Genomic DNA, 2,836 nt, shown 5'->3' on the forward strand with positions numbered 1-2,836 from the left:
GTGGGTGGGCTGCCGGTGACGGCGGCGCGCGCCGGGTTCGAGGCGTCCGGGGTGTCGGTGGCGGCCACGTTGCGGCAGCTGGGGGCGCAGGTTGACTTGTGGCTGGAGCGGGCGGAGGCGATCACTGATCCGGAGAACGTCGAGCGGCAGGTGCGCTCGGTGGAGCTGGACGCCGCAGCGCGGGTGACGGCTGCGGAGCAGGTGGCTGCGGCGGAGGCTGCGCGGCGCGCGGAGGCGGAGGTCGCCGGGCAGGCTGCCGGGGCGCGGGCGGAGCAGGCCGGGGCGGATGCCGAAGTGGCGCGGCAGGCGTTGGAGGCCGCTGTCATCGCGCACGCCGACGCCGAGCAGTTGCTGCGGCAGGAAGCCGCCGAGGAACTTGCGGTGGTGCGGGAGCAGGGTGAGGCCGCGCTGGTAGCGATGCGGGAACAGGCGCGGCGGGAAGTGGAGGCCGCGCGGCGAGATGCCGCCGAAGCCGCGGAGCAGGCCGATCGGGCGCGCGCCGAGGCGGCGTTGCAGCTGCAAGCCGCACGGGAGCAGGCCGAGCTGGTACGGCAGGCCGCTGACGCCCAGATCGCCGTGGCCGAGGGTAAGGCCGCGGCCGCTGCCATCGAGACCCAGGCGGTGGCGCAGCGCGCGGCATCGGAGCTGGAGGCGCTGCGGGTCGGGCTCACCGCACAGGTGCAGGCGGCCAAGACCGACGCGGAAGCCGCACACGCCGCCCGCGTAGCAGAGGGTGAACGTGCCGACCGGGAAGCAGCGGGCAGGCAGGCCGAGGCGGAGCGGGTGGCGCGCGCCGAAGCTGCCGCGGAGGGTGCGGCGGCACAGGTGGAGCAGGTGATGGCGCGGTGGCAGCAAGACGTGGCGGCGCTGGCTGCGGAGCGGGAGGCACGGCGCGAGGCGGAGGTGTTGGCGGCGTCGCTGCGTGGGGAGCTGGCGGCGGCCACGCGGGAACGGGACGCGGACCCAGGAGCAGGCGCAGGCGCGGGTAGAGGCGCGGGAGGAAGCGGGGCTGCGCGGGTGCCGGGCGGGCAGCGGCAAAAGACCGACACGGACAGTGGGGACAAAAGCGGGCGATGAGCAGCAGTAAGACGCAATAAGGAGCAGTAAGACACGGTAGGGCGCAGTAAGACGCGGTAAGGCAAAGCGGCGCGGCGAGGGTGGTGAAATCCCCCGCCGCGCCGCTCGCTGTTCGGTGAGGCGCTAGGCGCTCCAGGCGTTAGGCGCTAAGCGCTCCAGGCGCTAGTCAGGCAGCGCCCAGGTCTGATTGGCCTGGTGACTGCCACAAGTCCACGTGTCCAGCTTCGTACCATCCGCGCTGCCGCCGCCGTAGACGTCCAGACACAGCCCGGATGCGTTGTTGGTGACGGTTCCGTCAGCCTGCGCCGTCCACTGCTGCGCGCTACTGCCGCTACAGCTGGAGATCACCACAGCGCTGCCGGCAGCAGTCCCGCTGGCGGTCAGGCACTTCCCGAGCGTCCGCACACTGCCGTCGCCAGGCCGGCTCCACGCCTGATTCGCGCCACCAGAGCACGTGTAGAGGATCGCGGCCGTGCCGTCGGCGGTGTTGCTCCCGGTCAGGTCCATGCACTTGGCGCCGTTCCCGACGATCTCACCGGTGGGAACCGCGGCAGCGCAGCCGGCAGCGGGTGTCAGCCGCCAGATGGCAGTGCCGTGAGCAGGGATCGTGGCGGTCAGAGCGTTGCTGACCGTGGAGGTGGCGCCGCTCCACAGGTCCTTGGCGGTGGCGGTGCAGCCTGGCAGGCCGACCGAGGACAGCGTGGTGGACACCGTCTCGGCGCTGGAGCCACGGTTCAGGACAGCGACGGCGCGGTCGCCGTTCGCGAGCGGCTTGGCCAGCACGTCGGTGGTGCCGTTGGTGGAGACGACGCCGGCCTGCCGGCCCGCGGGGTCCTGGTCCAGCGCGATGAGGTCGGTGTTGCCCAGTGCCGCGAGGCCGTCGGGGCTGAGGTTGGGGACGTCGGAGGACAGGATCATCGGGGCGTTCATCATCGCCCACAACGCGACCTGGCTTCGGGACTCGTCGGCGGTCAGGCCGGGGTCGCCGGCGATGAGGAAGTCGGGGTCGTTCCAGTTGCCGGGGTGGGCGTAGCGGGAGATCCAGCGGTTGTAGCCGTAGTTGGACAGCACCGAGGACCAGCGGCTGGCGGTCGGGTTGCCGCTGTCGTAGGTGGCGATGTCCCAGCCCTCACGCCACAGCTGCCCCAGTTGCCCGACCCAGCCCAGGACGTCGAACCAGGTCGGGTTGCCCCACTCGGCGCTCTGGAAGTAGGCCGGGGCGGACTCGGAGAAGGTGATGGGGCGGCCCGCGGCGGCCAGGGCGTTGGACTCGGCGCTGTAGGCGTCGTGGTAGGCCTGCTCGGTGGATTCGCCGGACGGGATGTAGACGTTGCAGCCGTCGAGCTTGAGGTAGTCCACGCCCCAGGAGGCGAACGTGGCGGCGTCCTGCGCGAAGTGGTCCGGGCCGCCGCCCTGCGGCTGGCCGCTGCCGGGGTAGCCGCCGCACGTGGCGGAGCCGGCGTCTTCGTAGATGCCGAAGTTCAGGCCTTTGCCGTGCAGGTAGCTGCCGAGCCAGGCCATGCCGTGCGGGAACTTGGTGGAGTCGGCGACGAGGTTGCCGTCGGCGTCGCGGGAGGACGCCATCCAGCAGTCGTCGACGGTGACGGTGGTGTAGCCCTTGGCGGCCAGGCCGGTGCTGACCAGGGCGTCGGCGTTGGCCACGACGGTGGACTCGTCGACGGAGCACTGGTAGTGCGCCCAGTCGTTCCAGCCCATCGGGGGCGTGGCGGCCAAGGTGGCGGCGGGCTTCGCCGTGGTG

At 72.2% G+C, this 2,836-nt stretch carries 2 protein-coding genes; one reads left to right on the forward strand and one right to left on the reverse strand.

Going from position 1 to position 2,836, the window contains the following annotated elements; all coding sequences use genetic code 11:
- On the forward strand, window positions 1-1,077 hold a 1,077-nt coding region (locus IZR01_RS48840), incomplete at its 5' end, for a hypothetical protein (RefSeq protein ID WP_438939733.1).
- 162 nt (window positions 1,078-1,239) lie between these two features.
- Here IZR01_RS48840 and IZR01_RS48845 read toward each other — a convergent pair.
- Window positions 1,240-2,836: ricin-type beta-trefoil lectin domain protein (locus IZR01_RS48845; RefSeq protein ID WP_194927854.1), on the reverse strand; the 1,597-nt coding region annotated here is incomplete at its 5' end.

Source organism: Catenulispora pinisilvae (assembly GCF_015356865.1).
GTDB classification, from domain to species: domain Bacteria; phylum Actinomycetota; class Actinomycetes; order Streptomycetales; family Catenulisporaceae; genus Catenulispora; species Catenulispora pinisilvae.